General features: G+C 41.7%; 12 protein-coding genes. 7 read left to right on the top strand and 5 right to left on the bottom strand.

The features are described from left to right. Positions 1-50: 50 nt before the first annotated feature. Complete coding sequence (locus tag HUZ36_RS03575) at positions 51-986, top strand: DUF368 domain-containing protein (RefSeq protein ID WP_176032010.1); 936 nt, start codon at positions 51-53, stop codon at positions 984-986. A gap of 1 nt (position 987) precedes the next feature. Here the strand turns inward: HUZ36_RS03575 and HUZ36_RS03570 are convergent, their stop codons facing one another. After that, positions 988-1,674 carry a 2OG-Fe(II) oxygenase gene (locus HUZ36_RS03570; RefSeq protein WP_176032009.1) on the bottom strand — a complete coding sequence of 229 codons (687 nt, stop codon included), beginning with the start codon at positions 1,672-1,674 and terminating at the stop codon, positions 988-990. A gap of 141 nt (positions 1,675-1,815) precedes the next feature. On the opposite strand from HUZ36_RS03570, the gene nhaD reads away from it, so the two are divergent. Further along, a complete protein-coding gene (gene nhaD / locus HUZ36_RS03565; protein ID WP_176032008.1) occupies positions 1,816-3,264 on the top strand; it encodes a sodium:proton antiporter NhaD in 1,449 nt (482 codons plus the stop codon). Between the two features lie 198 nt (positions 3,265-3,462). Here the strand turns inward: nhaD and HUZ36_RS03560 are convergent, their stop codons facing one another. Both HUZ36_RS03560 and HUZ36_RS03555 read right to left on the bottom strand, forming a co-directional pair. Next, positions 3,463-4,509: a 6-phosphofructokinase gene (locus HUZ36_RS03560; RefSeq protein ID WP_176032007.1), complete on the bottom strand. Its 1,047-nt coding sequence runs from the start codon at positions 4,507-4,509 to the stop codon at positions 3,463-3,465. 132 nt (positions 4,510-4,641) lie between these two features. Then, positions 4,642-5,037, bottom strand: coding sequence for an MmcQ/YjbR family DNA-binding protein (locus tag HUZ36_RS03555; RefSeq protein ID WP_125251599.1), 396 nt, complete (start codon positions 5,035-5,037; stop codon positions 4,642-4,644). A 604-nt stretch (positions 5,038-5,641) separates the two neighbouring features. Between HUZ36_RS03555 and HUZ36_RS03550 the strand changes: the two genes are divergently transcribed. Continuing rightward, entirely contained in the window at positions 5,642-5,833 is a 192-nt protein-coding gene (locus tag HUZ36_RS03550; protein WP_125251600.1) for a hypothetical protein, read from the top strand. A gap of 224 nt (positions 5,834-6,057) precedes the next feature. Here HUZ36_RS03550 and HUZ36_RS03545 read toward each other — a convergent pair whose 3' ends face one another. Next, positions 6,058-8,295: a putative bifunctional diguanylate cyclase/phosphodiesterase gene (locus HUZ36_RS03545; RefSeq protein WP_128731633.1), complete on the bottom strand. Its 2,238-nt coding sequence runs from the start codon at positions 8,293-8,295 to the stop codon at positions 6,058-6,060. Positions 8,296-8,532: 237 nt separating this feature from the next. Next, the gene (locus HUZ36_RS03540) at positions 8,533-11,202 is read right to left on the bottom strand and encodes an insulinase family protein (protein ID WP_176032006.1); all 2,670 of its coding nucleotides are present in this window, start codon (positions 11,200-11,202) and stop codon (positions 8,533-8,535) included. Between the two features lie 343 nt (positions 11,203-11,545). On the opposite strand from HUZ36_RS03540, the gene sixA reads away from it, so the two are divergent. The 4 genes from sixA (at position 11,546) to HUZ36_RS03520 (ending at position 15,920) form a co-directional block, all read left to right on the top strand. After that, entirely contained in the window at positions 11,546-12,007 is a 462-nt protein-coding gene (sixA, locus tag HUZ36_RS03535; protein WP_128731635.1) for a phosphohistidine phosphatase SixA, read from the top strand. Positions 12,008-12,550: 543 nt separating this feature from the next. Then, a complete protein-coding gene (locus HUZ36_RS03530; protein ID WP_128731636.1) occupies positions 12,551-14,860 on the top strand; it encodes a TonB-dependent receptor in 2,310 nt (769 codons plus the stop codon). An 84-nt stretch (positions 14,861-14,944) separates the two neighbouring features. After that, a complete protein-coding gene (locus tag HUZ36_RS03525; RefSeq protein WP_125251605.1) occupies positions 14,945-15,244 on the top strand; it encodes a hypothetical protein in 300 nt (99 codons plus the stop codon). Positions 15,245-15,266: 22 nt separating this feature from the next. Next, on the top strand, positions 15,267-15,920 hold the full coding sequence (locus HUZ36_RS03520; protein ID WP_176032005.1) for an HAD family hydrolase: 654 nt from the start codon (positions 15,267-15,269) through the stop codon (positions 15,918-15,920). The last annotated feature ends 262 nt before the right edge of the window (positions 15,921-16,182 follow it).

The following is a 16,182-nucleotide window of genomic DNA, read 5'->3' as shown; positions in this document are numbered from 1 at the left end:
TATGGTTTTAAGGTAAACTGCCACATAGAGAAAATAAATGGAGAGTATGCGTGCAATACAAAGATAGCAAACGAGACTATCTCTTTATGTTTTTAAAAGGGGCTGGGATGGGTGCTGCTGATGTTGTACCCGGAGTATCAGGTGGTACTATTGCCTTTATCACTGGTATCTATGCGCGTTTTTTAAATGCAATAAAAAGTGTTAATTTGCAAGCATTAGGGTTGTTGCGCCGTGAAGGTATAAAAACTACATGGCAATATATCGATGGTAGCTTTTTAGTCGCGGTGTTTTCAGGGCTACTTATCAGTGCTGCATCTTTGGCTAAAGTTATTACTTACTTGCTTGCGCACCACCAAATACTGGTATGGTCATTTTTCTTTGGCCTTATTGTCGCTTCTTTTATTTACGTAGCCAAACAGGTCTCGAGCTGGAACGGTAAAAATATTGCGGCCTGTGTAACTGGCGCTGTGGTTGCTTTTGTCATTACGTCATTGTCGCCAGCGGAAGCGCAAGCATCTCACTGGATGTTTTTTATTTCCGGTGCCATCGCCATTTGTGCAATGATTTTACCTGGAATTTCGGGTAGTTTTATCTTGTTATTGCTGGGCATGTATGGACATGTACTGAGTGCTGTAAATCAACTTGAAATAACACTCGTTGGCCTTTTTTTACTGGGATGTGTTGTTGGGTTGATGTCATTTTCGAGGCTGTTGAGTTGGTTATTAAGCCATTATCAACAAGTCACATTTTCGGTATTGGCAGGATTTTTACTCGGATCACTGAATTTACTATGGCCTTGGAAGCAAGTGCTGACCACTTATGTTAATTCTAGCGGTATTGAAAAGCCCTTGACGCAAGCAAATATTTTGCCGCAGCAGTACAGTACGCTGTACGGGCAAGATCCAAATACTTTGGCCTGTGTGTTACTTGCCATTGCCGGACTTGCCCTGATTTTAGCAATTGAAAAACTGAGTGAAAAATATTAGCTCAGGCTATCGTTCTAAACCACCCAGTGACAGAAAGGCGCGGAGACTTTGCAAATGGTGCAACGTAAGTTACTGAGTGAATTTTGTTGACATCAAACACCACCAAAGAATTAAACTTGGGGGCGTAACTATGAGTTGGTGTGCCATCTGCTTCAAAAAACTGTAGTAGCCCACCCCAGTCGGGGTGCCAATTTTTGCTTAAGCTGAGGACGTAGGCATATACTCGTCCTTCGGCCTCTACAACGTCATTGTGGCGTGTTAAGTACTGACCTGCGATAAATCGAGTTGCTTGAGCCGAGGTACGCACGATTTGTTGTTCTGAGATATGTGAAAAGCAGGATTGCACCACCTCGCTATTTAAATCTTTATACAGACTTTGCAGTAACTCAGGGCTATGTGCATCGACCGAGTGACGGCCATACATAAAACCTACGCCGCGCGACGCGTAGTGATGAATGTCTTCAAGTAGCGCCTGTTGTTCTTGTGGCGTCAAGGCTAAAATATCGCTGTCTTTAACTGATTTGGCTGCACCATTGTGGAAAAGTGCCAGTTGATAGTCCAGCTCAGATAAGCATTGGTGTAATTGCTGTGCTGCTGTTTGTTCGAGAATGTTTTCAATTCGGGCAAATCCCTTCTCGCACAAATCCTGCTGTAATCTATGTTGTTGTTGCGTTGAAAGTTGAAGCATAAATTCCTGCCGCTGATGTATAGCCATTTAGTGTGTTCATGGCATGCCTTAGACTTCTGTCCAATGCTGATTATTTTTTACCTATGCTAAAGTGAGTTTGGTTGAAATGCCATCCCTCTGCACTCATCAATAGGCAAAAAAATGAAAATCAATGGATTACTTTTACTCTGTTGCGCATGGGTCATGTTGTTGATCCCGTATCCATCCTTGGCTGCTCAAGGCTCCTTAGATCTCACAAATTCTACTTTGGGTTTCGTCTGTATTGTGATTTTTGTCATGGCTTACACTTTGGTCATGCTGGAAGAAAAAATCCATATGCGAAAGTCTAAACCTGTGTTGGTTGCGGCGGGGGTTATCTGGCTGTTAATTGGTGCATACTATGTAAACCAAGGCCAGACAGACGTGACTGAGCATGCGTTTCGACATAATCTACTTGAGTTTGCTGAGCTAATGCTCTTTTTGCTCGTTGCTATGACTTATATTAATGCGTTGGAGGAGCGGCGTCTTTTTGATGCGTTACGCGCGTGGATGATTCAAAAGGGTTTTAGTTATAAAAACCTATTTTGGATCACTGGGTTTTTATCATTTTTTATCTCGCCTATTGCTGACAACCTAACGACGGCACTGTTGATGTGCGCTGTTGTCATGAAAGTAGCGGAAGGAGATAAAGAATTTATCAACTTAAGTTGTATCAACATTGTAGTTGCAGCCAATGCTGGTGGCGCATTTAGCCCTTTTGGAGATATAACCACGCTCATGGTATGGCAAGCAGGCATGGTGCACTTTAGTGAATTTTTGGTACTGTTTGTTCCTTCACTCGTAAATTACGTCGTTCCTGCTTTAGTGATGAGTTATTTTGTGGCAGATAAAAAGCCGAGTGCTGTCTATGAGCGGGTTGAACTAAAGCGTGGTGCATTAAGGATCTTAACCTTATTTTTATTAACCGTTGCAACTGCCGTACTGGCTCATAGCTTATTACACCTACCCCCTGTGCTTGGTATGATGATGGGATTAGGTTACCTGCAATTTTTTGGCTACTTTTTAAGGATGACACTACCAGGTTCATTGGCAAGAAAACGCGTGATGGCGCAGCGAGAAGGAGACAAAGAGCGTCTCGAAAAACTCGGTAGTGTTGTTCCGTTTGACGTTTTTAGCAAGGTTTCTCGGGCAGAGTGGGATACCTTACTGTTTTTCTATGGCATCGTTATGTGTGTGGGGGGGTTAGGTTTTCTGGGCTACCTTAGTTTGATGTCAGAAGTGCTGTATGGTGAATGGTCAGCGACGTATGCCAATGTTCTACTTGGGGTGATCTCTGCAGTTATCGATAATATTCCAGTTATGTTTGCAGTTTTGTCCATGCAACCTGAGATGTCACATGGCCACTGGCTACTTATCACGCTTACAGCTGGTGTCGGTGGAAGCTTACTGTCTATCGGCTCAGCTGCCGGTGTCGCTTTGATGGGGCAGGCTAGGGGCTATTATACCTTCATGGGACATTTAAAGTGGGCGCCTGTTATTTTAATTGGATACATTGCAAGTATTTTATGTCACCTGTGGCTCAATAAGTCAGCATTTGATGTTTTTGGCTAGTGAGTAATAATACCAATTTGACTTAATACTTGCTCAATTTGAAGGAGTGGATCTGACGCTAACCGCGTTAAAAATTTCTTATTTAGAACAACTAAATAGCAAAATTTTTGCCTTGCCTATATGGATGTAGGTACCTTAGCGATAGCAGGACGCGGTAGCGGAGTTATCGACACGATTTTCTCGCCTCCAATAGACCACTTAATTAAGAAAATTGGTATAAGGGGAGCTAGTCTCCCCTTCGGCTAAAAAATCTCGATAGCGTTTTACCCAAGAGTCCGGAACCGGTTTCTGTCGTGTTAACACTGTCGAAATTGGGGTAGATGTTAATACGCCATTGATTTTACCTAGCATGAACGTGGCTGCTCGAAAGGTGTCATGCTGTATTGCTTGGTACACAGTTTCAACAGCTGCTACGCCTAACTCCGTGGCTAACATTCTATCTTCTGCTGAAGGGGCGCCACCGCGCTGAATGTGGCCTAATACGCATAACGCACAATTAATATTGCTTTGCTCATTAAGTGCGTCTCTTAGCGCATGGGCTCCACCTGGCCATAAATTCTCCGCAAGTATAATCAAAAAGCTACCATGTTTATGCTGCTGCTCAGTAATGGCACGCTGCAATTGTTGTACTAATTTTGCGGTGTCGCTTTTGGTGTAGTTTTCAAATGAAAGTATGGCTTCAGCACCGGTGGCGATACCTACGTTATAAGCGATATGACCGCTATGGCGACCCATTACTTCAGTAATAAAAACACGTTCAAACGCATTTGCGGTATCACGAATTTTATCAATTGCGACAGTTGCTGTATTCACTGCGCTAGAAAAACCGATGGTGTGATCGCACCCCGCTAAATCATTGTCTATGGTGCCAGGAAGCCCAATAAGTTGGCCGTGCCAGTGTGCCGATAACGCATGAATGCCGCGAAAAGAGCCATCACCACCTATCACGATAAGGGCATCTATATGGAGTTTGCGAAGCGCATTTGCTGCTTGCTGAACACCTGTATCTTCTAACATGGCATCGCAGCGTGCACTTTTAAGCAAAGTGCCCCCGCGCTGTGTAATGTCAATCACACAATCTGGTGTGAGTTCAATATATTCTTGATTGATAAGGCCATTATAGCCATGCAAAAAACCAACACATTGCAGTCCTAGCTTAGCGGAAGTTAAGGTTATTGCTCTGATTGCAGAGTTCATTCCGGGTGCGTCACCGCCACTTGTGAGAATTGCTATCCTTTTGGTCATAAGATCACTTGAACGATAGTTTGGTTACTGAATGTATACTATCAGTGCGGGTTGCTAGCAAGTTGATCGATATTAAAAAAAGCGAGATCAGGAAGGAAAAACGGCATTTAGTGTAACCAAATGCCGTTCTTTTTATTGCTGTGAGATCTTGCTAGCAAGCTCTTCACGTTGTGCTGTAGGTAGGTTATCGACAACAATTTGATACGAATCATCGATCATTTTCTTTATTTCGTCTTCTGGAATAGTGCCGTCTAAAATAACCGTATTCCAGAGGCGCTTATTCATATGATAACCAGGTACAACAGACGAGTACTTGTCTCGAAGCAATAACGCTTCGTCAGGGTCGCATTTTACATTCAACCACCAAACAGGCTCACCATTTTCGTCTACTTGCCCTTCTTTCCCTTCGGTAAGAGTGGCAAACATCTTATGCTGAACTTTATACACATCGACATCTTGCGCAAAAGGTTTGGTGATAAAGGTTGCAGGCTTGGCCTGCAAATATTCATGTACGCTTTTCTGATCCATAGCCCGTGTCCTTGAAGTAACAGTTAATACAACATGAAGGTAAGTTTAGCAGCTCTTGTGATAATACTGTAATCGTCTATCAGTAAAAACTATCAGAAAGTCTATACCATGGCGTTATAACGCAGACAATTATTGAATAACTGAGAGTTTTATATCGGTTTCACTCACAGTTGACGATTAAAATAAGTACAGTGTTTAAAAGCACTACAATTTCAGTCATCTACAATATTAGAAAAGCTAACTTTCAAAATCCAATTAAGGATCAAGCTGGCTTTACAAGTTGTGCTAAGTATTCCTCCATAACCTAGGTGGACTAAGCTAGGAAATCATTGCTATTTGAGCGTTAAAAATTTCCCACTTGTCACTGTTTCCTATTGCTAGGAAAAGTTATGACACAGCGACATTAAATAACGCCATGCCTGTAAAGAGTCCGCTATTAAATTAAATAATACAAAAATATGCAACAATAATTTCCATGTTGATCAAATAATGGACGTTGTGTAGACTCCATGACCGCTTTAGTAAATGGTATAACAATGCCATGTTTCTTCAACATCATGTGCCCGGCTATTTTTTTGGTAGGATAAAAACTTTAGGAGTATCAGTGGCTTTTGTAGTTATTTCAATCTTGTGTATGTTTGCAGTGTATCTTCAAGCCCTCTCTACGGGCATGCCAATTAAGCGCTGGTTGGGCTTGGCATTATTTACAGGACCCGCTGCCTTGGTACTATTTCGAGTGCACTACCGTCGAGCTTGGATGCGTCGCTGTGCCAATCTAGTGATGTGGAAGGCGTAATACCAATTAGACTTAATACTTGCTTAATTTGAAGGAGTAAATCTGACGCCTAACTGCGTTAAAAATTTCTTATTTAGAACAACTAAATGGCAAAATTTTTGCCTAGCTTACATGGGGGTAGGTACCTTAGCGATAGCAGGACGCGTTAGCGAAGTTACCAACAAGAGTTTCTTGCCTCAAAATAGCAAGCTTGAGTAAGCGCAGTGGTATAACTGCAAGCGATACTACTGAACAAGCTGTAGGTTGGGCTTGTCGCTGGGAATATGTTGCTTCAAAAACTGCTCAAACTCGCTACTAGATAACGGCTTTGAGTAATAATAACCTTGCACTGTTTGGCAGTTTAGCTCTTCTAAAATACTCAGTTGCACTTCATTTTCTACGCCTTCGGCTACAACATGTAAATCGAGGTTGTGGGCTATGGTGACAATAGAATCAACCATATTTTTTCCGCGTTCGTTGCCCATGTCGTCAATAAACGCCTTATCCACTTTGAGTGTATTGAGTGGAAATTGTTTGAGATATGCCAGTGAAGAATAGCCTGTGCCAAAGTCATCCATCGCCAGGTGTATGCCTCTTGCACTTAATGAACGCATTATTGAAATTGCTTCTTTTGGATCATCCATCACCGTACCTTCTGTGATTTCTAATTCCAAAAAATAAGAAGGAAGTTGATTTTTTTGCAAGATAATATCGATGCGAGTAGTGAGATCTGGCAAGCTAAACTGTTTTGCTGATAAGTTAACCGCGACTCTGCCGTTGAAAAGCCCCTTATCAATCCAGCGTTTCACATCTTGGCACGCTTTGTCTAAAACGACTTCACCAATCTCAATTATTTGTCCTGTTTCTTCCGCGATAGGGATAAATACACCGGGGCTGATAACCCCTTTCTTTGGGGTAATAAAGCGTACTAGTGCTTCCATTCCAACTAGCTCACCTGTTTTGATATTCATTTTCGGTTGATAGTAGACGACAAAGTGATCTTCTTTTAGGCCGTAGCGCATTAGGTTTTCTATTTGTAAGCGTTTTACCGCTTGTTCGTTCATAGAATCGTTGAAGAACAAATAATGATTACCTTTTTGCTTGGCGTGATACATCGCGGTATCTGCGTTTTTCAACAAGCTTTCTGGCGACTTGCCATCCTCGGGGCACAGTACAATACCCACAGAAGAGGTGATAACTAACTCGTGGTTAGCAATTTTAAACGGGGTCGCAATCGCTGCTAAAAACTGCTTAGCAGTACGTGTAATAGTATGAATATCGTTGGTACCAGATATGACCAAAGCAAACTCATCACCGCCAAGGCGATAAAATGTATCTTGTTGACGCGCTAGTTTGTTTAAGCGCATAGCGAGTTTTGCAAGCAGGGTATCACCAAGCTGGTGTCCAAGAGAATCGTTGATTTTTTTGAAGTTGTCTAAATCAAAAACCAAAAGGGCGTGGTGCGTGCCTTGCTGTGAAAGTTTTTGTAGGTTAGTAAAAAATAGATTCCGGTTGGGTAAACCTGTGGTGCGATCGCGGTTAGATAAATTATGAAGCTGTGATTCAGCTTTTTTGCGCTCTGTTAAATCTGAATACACCACCACATAGTTACTAATTTGGCCATGATTATTTTTAATTTCATCTATGGTAATTTCAATGGGAAGTAGCACATCAGCCGCGTTTCGAAGCTTTAATTCTTCTTGCCAGTGTTCCGTTTGACTAAGTTGCGATTTTACTTGCGTAACAAATTTATTGTCATAGCCAGGTAAGTTAAAAGGCTTATTGATATAGTGCTCACGTTGTCCCCCAAATAATTTTAGATAGCTTGGGTTGAGATCAACTAAGTTATAGTCTTTGTCATATATTGCAATGGCATCCGTAAGGGATTCAACGCACTTAGCGAATAAATTAAGCCTTTCTTCGGTGCTCTTAAAGTGGCCAATATCTCGAACCGTACCTGTCATTCTAAGTGGATTTAGGTTCGTGTCTTTTTCAATAATTTTACCTCTATCTAAAACCCAATGATATTGTCCTAACTCATCCTTAATACGATAGCTGGCTTCAAAAAATGGGGTTTTTTCTGCGAAATGTTGCTTCATTAACTTTTCAACAATTAACAGATCTTGAGGATGGATCCGATGCTGATTGGGAATGATGTTACCTGGTTTTGCTGAGTTCATCCCATATTTGTCATTTATCCGAACAATCTCACCAGATTGGATATTCCAATCCCATAGAGTATCACCGCTACCTTCTATGGTACTTTTAAATCGTTGTTCGGTATGTTTTAGTTCAATGGTGGACTTTTTTAGTTGATGATTAGACCAGACTAAATAAGGGATACTGAGCAGTGCAAGAATAAAAGGGATGAGCCAAGCAAGTTGAGCATACGTCAATACACTAATGTCACTGGCGACCGCAGTAAACGGTGTAAGAGTGAATAGTATTGTACTGATTATTATTGTTTTTATTTGTTTGCTCATAAAATGCGTAACTCATCATTGCGATCTCTAATCTAAATCAAGCCCGCGTAGTAGTCAAAAAGAAAACGTTGATTAAGGTAAAATTCAGGTTGATTCTGCTTTTTAACATTAGATAAACAAAACTTTGGATGAAATTCATTACGATAGAGGATTAATGCGCACACTTTATTGCATAAAATGTACGCTTTGAGGTACCAAATAAATGAGAAAAGTCACAGTAAGTATGGCAACAAAGCTCTAGTTACATTGTAAAACTAACCTTGGAGAGTCTGGTTTGAGCATATTATCAACATAAGCAACCACATCTGAGCGCTCCAATTTGTCTAAAGCTGCAATTAACCGGCATTGCATATCAAATTGGTGGAAGTCATTAGTGATCGAGATCCACAATCGCTGTGCCCTTAATCGTAGGTTTTTATCTTTTTCAGAGATTTGTAATAGTAAGCTCTCTTTTGAACGTTGCCAGCTAGCTTCGTCACACTCTCGCAGCTGTTTAGCAAACGTTTTTAAAAACGCGCTATGTCTAGTAAGTAGGTGCTCACTATTGAAGTTTGGTGATTGAATATAAAACGCCACACCTGCACGGGTATTAAAGGGGGCATAGCCTGCACCAACTAAGTAACCAAGTTGTTCTTTTGTTCTTAATTGCTCAAAGTAATCTTGATTTAGTAAGTTGTTGATCGCCATCAAGGTTACTTTTTCTTCTACGGAATTAGTTTGTGATTGAAAATATTCAATGAAGGCATGATCGTTGCCTTCACGTTGAATTTGTATACCCTCAACACGGTTAATCTCATTAAGCGGACGTTTTAAGTCATCCAGAATTTCACTATTGGAAAATAGCCCATGAACAGAAGTTTTTAGTTTTTCTGCATGGCGACGTTGCCAGTTGCCATGCATAAACGCTTTTACGTGAATGGCAGAGAAAAACTGCTTTCGAAACAATTGAAACTCATTGAAGCTTGCACTTTTTAAAGCGATGGCTAGGTCTTCAGGGCTTGGATTCCATGGCATTAAATGTGCTCCAAGGCAGCTGAAGAGTTCACTCACAGGTTTGTTTTTATTATGATTTTTCCAGTGCCGAATAAGCTGCTTTTTGTACTCGGCAAAGCGGGCTGCATGGATAGGTTGATGAAGCAAAGCTTCAACTAACTCAAGCACTAACGTGATCTGATTACCTGTTAGCCCCGCAGTGTGTAATGTTAACCCACCTTGATGAGAGTTGATGTGATAACTGAGCCCAGCGAGTTCAGCACTGTAAAATCGTTCAGCGACGGCATCCATAAAAAGGTCTGCAAATAGTCTCGAAAGCGCCATATGCTTGTGGCAGGTCACTGACGGTGCAGAGTCTATTTCGAGATAGAAATGTCCTTTTGTAACCCTAAAGGTGGTATCTTGTTTAAACCAAAACTCAAATCCTGGTTGGTCGGCTAATCGAACGGGTTTGTCTTGCTCGTATTCCACAGCATGAAGTGGGTTTTTAGCACTGAGGTATGGATTAATCGAAGGCAGTGACATTTGAGGCAATGGCATATGCACATTATATAGTGATTCAATCCATTCTTTCGCAATCGTGGTGACGCTGTACGGTGTGTTGTACCACTTTGCCTTGTGACTGACTTCAACATCAGGGTGGATCAGCACTAACCGCATGTTTGTTGGACACAAATACGAGAGTAGCTTTTCATGATGCGCTTGACTGAAGCCGTCCATACGATAATCACCGTATAAGAAGTCCGCTTCAGAGTAATGATGCATGTTAACGCTAATTGAGTTAACCCAATCTAGCATGCGTCCTACTTCTTGGTTATCGAATGCAATATCTAATAATGTACTTTTATCCTGGTAAAGGCGTGGTAGTGCAGCGGTGTTTTGTTTGATTAATGCCAAATACTCGAACAGCATTTCAACGATGTCTTCATAGTACTCTATTCCCTCGTCGGTGAGTGCAAAGCTGATGTTGAAATCACGAAAATTACTACCTGTGATCCCACCGCCCGCAGACAAGGCGTTGATCCACCCTTGGGATTTTAAAATGGAATATAACGATCCCTTTCCCTCGTAACCCAATAAGTGTGCCAGAAAGCTAACGCTTTTGTGTTTGTATAGATCTTCAGGGTTTGGCATTGCAAAACTCACAATAAGCTTCTGCATGTGCTTTCGCGGCTTTATTTGTAACTCGAGTTGTAAGTCACTCTGACGGTACATTGGTACGTGTATGGCTTGTTTTTGCTCCTGTGAGCCAACAATATTACCAAAAGGAAGGCTATATTGTTTTAAGGTTGCTAATGGTTGAGGGGCAGCAATAACAAGCGTCATCCATTGTGCTTGATAGTGCGCATTAAAAAATGCCCTGAGTTCGGATGCGATATTATCCCCTCGGTCAGCTAGCGTATCTCGGGTACCTACTGAAAACTTAGCGAAAGGGTGGGCTGGATTGATGGTTTCTTTATGTACCTGGTAAATACGGCGGCCATCGTCTTTGATTTTCATTTTGAATTCAGCGTCAATGGCTTCACGTTCCTTTTCTGTATCACCTTCACTTAATAAAGGAGACACAAAAAACTGACTAAAGCGCTCTAAGGCTTCTTCTAATCGCTCCGCATCGCAATCGAAATAATAGCTAGAGTGCTCGGTTCCTGTCCAGGCATTGCTCTGACCGCCATATTGGCTAATAAACTGAGAAAAGCCACCCGAGTCAGGGTGCTCAATAGTTCCGAGAAATAGCATATGCTCTAAAAAGTGAGCCATACCTTGACGGTCTTCTGGGTCATCAAAATGGCCAACATTAACTGTTAACGATACGGCACTCTTGGCTGTTGACTCATCATTAATCAACAAAACTCTAAGACCATTGTCCAGTGTTAAGAATTGGTACTGCCGACTATCATTATTACTCAGTTTCAATATGCTGCTGCCGATAAATTAGTTAAAAGAAAGGTGAAGGTGATGCAAATTTCATTTCATGTTAATCCTTCATTTGTTTTAATATAGCGAACAAACTGGCTAGATAGCTACTGGTTTCAAGAAAATAATGTTAGCCATCCTAACGTTGGCATTGTTTAGACCAAGGTTTAAGTAGTGGTCTAGAGAAATATATTTTACAGAGTCATCAGGCCTAGCTGTATTAACTAACACAAAAGCGAAAGAAGAGCATGCTTTGTGTTAAAAGACGCCGAAACTGAAACGGGTATGGTGCAAGTGTTAATACGTATAAATGTAGAGTAGTGCAGAAAAGGTGCTAAATAGTATGAAGACTATCTTGATTATGCGTCATGGTGAAGCGCAAGCTATGCAGGCTGATGATGCCAGTAGGGCGCTGACACAGCTAGGTTTAAAACAAGCAAAAGACATGGGGCAATGGCTGGAACAACACTTTAAGATTGATGCGGCCTTGGTTAGTCCATATACACGAGCCCAGCAAACGGCCGAGCAGGTATTTTCCTTCCAGTCGCCGCAATTTGTTGAAACCTGTGCAGATATTGTTCCCAGTGGTTCTGCAAACACAGCTACAGATTATCTCGAAACACTCATATCCATGCACCCAGAACATCAGACTTGGCTGTTGGTCGCACATATGCCGATAGTCAGCTACCTTGTTGACTGTTTGTGTCCTGACACTATGCCTATCTTTTCTACCGCAGCGGTCGCTGTGCTGGAGTATAGCGAAGAAACAGGTCGAGCAGAATTCATTTCCATGCAGTTGCCATAGCAAGGCGATTTGTCACTGACGCAGAAAAGTTAGCAATAATCGGTCTAATGTCCTCTTTTTAATTTTTATTGAACCTTATCATAACGGCAGTGTCGTAGTATTGGCACTGCAAAGCACCCGTTTGGTCAATATATTTTGTTTGGGCGCAAACTATATTGTACAAGTAATCTGCATAGTCTCGACCGCTATGTTATGGTTCTGTTATCGGTAAAGTTGTTTTTTAGAACTAGCATTGCTTTAATTTAAAAGGACAAATGTCCTCATTTTTTGGTTTTTTGTTGCTAAATGTTGTAAACTGTCAGCTAACATCGCTAAAAGTTGCAAAAAAATTGATTTTTTAGTCCGGTTTAACAAGCAAAGTAAAATTTACCTGCTATAATTACCGCCGTCTCGTTCAGCCTTGCAAAGTTGTATCGCACTCTCAACTGCAAGGTCCGCGTTATCTTATTCGAATCGCGAAAAATTGAACGTTCACGCCAAAGTGAAACGGCGCCCAAATTTAAACCGTTGAACAAAGAGTGCACTAAAAGGTCGAAAACCAACATGAAAGCAATGAAAAGATCCACGTTAGCTACGCTTATTAATGCTACGTTGTTCTCTGCTGTGGCAGGTACTTCATTCTCTGCACTTGCTGAAGAAGAGCAAGCCAAGTCTAATCAATTAGAAGTTATCCAAATTACTGCTCGTAAACGTGTAGAAAATGCACAGGAAGTTCCTGTGTCAGTATCTGCGCTGCAAGGAGATAATTTGAATGCTTACAGCTCCGCGGGTATGGACATTCGCTTTATGAACGCCAAGATCCCGAGCTTATCGGTAGAATCTTCATTTGGCCGTACTTTCCCACGATTTTATGTCCGTGGTTTAGGAAATACAGATTTCGATCTGAATGCTTCACAACCTGTGTCTTTGGTTGTCGATGAAGTTGTTCAAGAAAACCCAATCTTAAAAGGTTTCCCTGTATTTGATATTGCTCGTATCGAAGTATTACGTGGCCCACAAGGTACCTTGTTTGGTCGTAACACACCTGCGGGTCTAGTGAAGTTTGATACAGTAAAACCAAGCCAAGAATTTGATGGCTATGCAGCGCTTTCGTATGGCAGCCGTGGTGCTGTTGACTTTGAAGGTGCTGTTGGTGGCTCGGTAACTGACCGCTTATCTACTCGTATTTCTGCATTATGGCAGGAGCAAGAAGATTATATCGATGTTAAAGCACCTGGCTTTGAACAAAATGACGTCCTAGGTGGATATAGTGAGCAAGCGGTACGTTTACAGTTTTTATATGAAGGTGATGATTTCACCGGCCTCCTAAACTACCACTACCGAGACCTTGATGGTCGTCCAATTGCATTTCGTGCTAACTTAATCGAAGCAGGCTCAAATAATATTAACCCGCTTTACGACAATGACGTTGTTTATCATGATGCTGCATCTCGTTCGACACAACAAGTTGAAACACAAGGTCTAAGTTTAAAACTTGAGTGGGATCTCCCGGAGCACACAGTGACTTCGATCACAGCATGGGAAAGTGCAGAAATCTACTCTCGTGCAGATGTTGATGGTGGCTATGGTGCCAATCTTGATTTCGTTGGATACCAAGGGCCAGGCTTAATACCGTTTGCTTCTGAAACTGCTGATGTTATTCCAGATCATAATCAGTATACACAAGAGCTTCGCTTATCAAGTAACTTCTCTGGTGACTATAACTATCAAGTTGGTCTTTTCCTATATGAAGAAGATCTCACTATTGAAAGTTACAGCTTTGATACATTCGCGTATGATCAAGGCTTAGGCCAGTATGGCGCGCAAAATGGCTACGCCTATCAAGATCAAGACACGTCAGCATGGGCGATATTTGGTTCATTCGACTACACGGTTTCGGATGATTTAAAAGTAACAGCTGGCCTACGTTACTCTGATGATGAAAAAGAGTTTTACGCTAAGCGTACTAAAAACCCAACGCCTTGGAATGGTTCACCAGACGTACTTGACGATACTGCCAACCCAAGTGATAGTCATGTGAGTTGGGATTTAAGTGCGACATATAAACTGACTGACGACGTTAACTTATTTGGCCGCATTGCAAATGGCTTCCGTGCACCAAGTGTTCAGGGTCGTATCTTATTTGGTGATGAAGTAACAGTTGCTGAATCAGAAACAACTAATTCAATCGAAGCGGGTATTAAATCTGACGTGTTAGATGGTCAAGGCCGTGTAAACGCGACGGTTTTCTACTATCAAATGGATGACCAGCAGCTTACCGCTGTGGGTGGTGGCGCTAACTTTAACCGCCTTATCAACACTGACAAAACCACAGGATACGGCTTTGAGTTGGATACTGAGTGGGTACTAACTGACGAACTAAATGCTACCTTTAACTTGAGCTACAATAATACCGAGCTAGAGGATGATAGTTTAGCTGTTGCAGTTTGTGCACAATGTACGGTAACTGATCCAACTTATATGGTAAATGGAGCGAACGGCCCTGAAGCTCGTGCTATTTTGGATGGTAACAGCTTACCTCATGCACCAGAGTGGATTGCTAACGCGACCCTTCGCTACACGAAAGAGTTAGAAGGTGGTGAGTTCTTTGTATATGGTGATATGTCTTACCGTAGCGAGATCGATTTCTTCTTGTACAAATCGGTAGAGTTTGAAGGTGAAGCTCTATTTGAAACTGGTTTACGTACAGGCTATCTGTGGTTCTCTGGTGATAATGAATACGAAGTATCAGCGTTTGTTCGTAACTTATTTGACGAGCAAGTTGTTATTGGTGGTGTAGATTTTAACAATAACACGGGTATGCTGAATGAAGCGCGCTTCATTGGAGCTGAATTCAAAGTGAAATTCTTCTAATTCATGCTACAGTGATTATAATAGAATAACTAAAGCCCGCATTAAGCGGGCTTTTTTAATGAAATTTTTATGATAGGAGTGGATATGTCAGGTTTTTGGAACTATCGAGTGATATATTGTGAAGCGACCAAAGAAGAGGCGGCTTTATATCAGATCCATGAGGTAGAATATAATCTCAACGGTAAAGTTACGAACTGGTCTGAAACAGGCGCAGCACCTTTTGGGCGCACATTAGAAGAGCTACAAGCAGATGCAGAGCGACTCAAGTCAGCATTTGATAAACCAATTCTAAAAGTAATTCGACAGCCACGTGGGTATACCTTAGTAGAAGTTGAAACAGGCGAAGAAGCCACTGCTGAGCCACCTGCGGGTCTAAACAGCTAAATAATCTATTAGGAGTGTTGTGATGCGCTATCAGGCAGTTTTATTTGATTTTGACGGCACACTGGTTGACTCAGAAGCACTCCATTATCAAAGTTGGATGACAGTACTTGCTCAGGACAATATTCATTATACTGAGTTGGAGTTTTGTGATGAGTTCTCAGGTGTACCAACATTAAAAGCAGCTCAGACGCTGAAATTACGGCATGAACTTCAGCCATCACCTCAAGCTTTGTGCGATCATAAAAATCGTATATTTGTGGCTCGGGCAGCAACTGTTTTCCCCAAGTTGATGCCTTATGCGAAACAAATACTTGAACTTACCGCTAAACGGGTGCCTATTGCACTTGTGACAGGAAGCAGCAAAGCCGAAGCACTTCCTGTGCTGGATCACTATCAACTCTTAGGGCTGTTTTCAGTGATAATTTGCAAAGATGATGTTACGCAGCCAAAGCCCCACCCAGAGCCATATAACAAGGCACTTAGTGCATTAAATATAGCGCCGCATCAGGCTGTTGCAATCGAGGACACTTATACTGGGCTTACGTCAGCCAAAGAAGCAGGTGTAACTGCGGTCGTGGTACCAAACGTACATTCACGTAAGCAAGATTTTATTCATGCTGATCATTTGTTTACCGACTTAGAAGCGGTATTTAAATGGCTCAGTGCTAGCGAATAAACCGGCTCAATAGGTTGTGAGTCTAAATTTACTCTGACTCGGTTTTACAAACGCCAAGTTATATGTAATCTTTAAATTAGAAATGCCAACACCATAAAGTAAATTAAGGGTGTAAAGTACCAGTTGGCGTCAGGTGTGCTCCTTCAGATTGGGTAAGAATCACGGCTAATTGGTATAAGGGGCTACTTTTGAGCTTTTTCGTCTAGAATTATGTGTTTACTGTAGTAAGTGAGCTTAACTTAATATCCACTGCAAAGGAATG

Origin of the sequence: Pseudoalteromonas sp. McH1-7 (assembly GCF_013366255.1) — a bacterium.
Taxonomy (GTDB): domain Bacteria; phylum Pseudomonadota; class Gammaproteobacteria; order Enterobacterales; family Alteromonadaceae; genus Pseudoalteromonas; species Pseudoalteromonas peptidolytica.
Note: the sequence above shows the minus strand (reverse complement) of the source record. Positions and strands in the feature narration are given on the sequence as shown.